The sequence below is a fragment of the Polynucleobacter parvulilacunae genome (assembly GCF_018881715.1).
GTDB classification, from domain to species: Bacteria; Pseudomonadota; Gammaproteobacteria; order Burkholderiales; family Burkholderiaceae; genus Polynucleobacter; species Polynucleobacter parvulilacunae.
The window spans coordinates 1-204 of record NZ_JACVPW010000014.1; the positions used below are offsets into that span (position 1 = coordinate 1).

General features: G+C 48.0%; 1 protein-coding gene. It reads right to left on the reverse strand.

Translation table 11 applies throughout. The features are described 5' to 3' along the window. On the reverse strand, positions 1 to 204 hold a 204-nt coding region (locus ICN18_RS10360; protein WP_216190511.1), incomplete at both ends, for a hypothetical protein.

The following is a 204-nucleotide window of genomic DNA, read 5'->3' on the forward strand; positions in this document are numbered from 1 at the left end:
CTACAGCTCCAGAAGAGACATTGAGGTTACCGCCACTATTAAGCAAAGTGCTAGATAAGACACCACCTGCTAATAGATTCAGATTACCGCCACTATTGACAGTGGAGCTAATAGCAAGACCACCGGAAGAGACGCTTAAATTACCGCTATTGTTAACTGTAGAGCTCGTAGCGGTACCGCCAGCAGAGACGGCCAATAGACCCC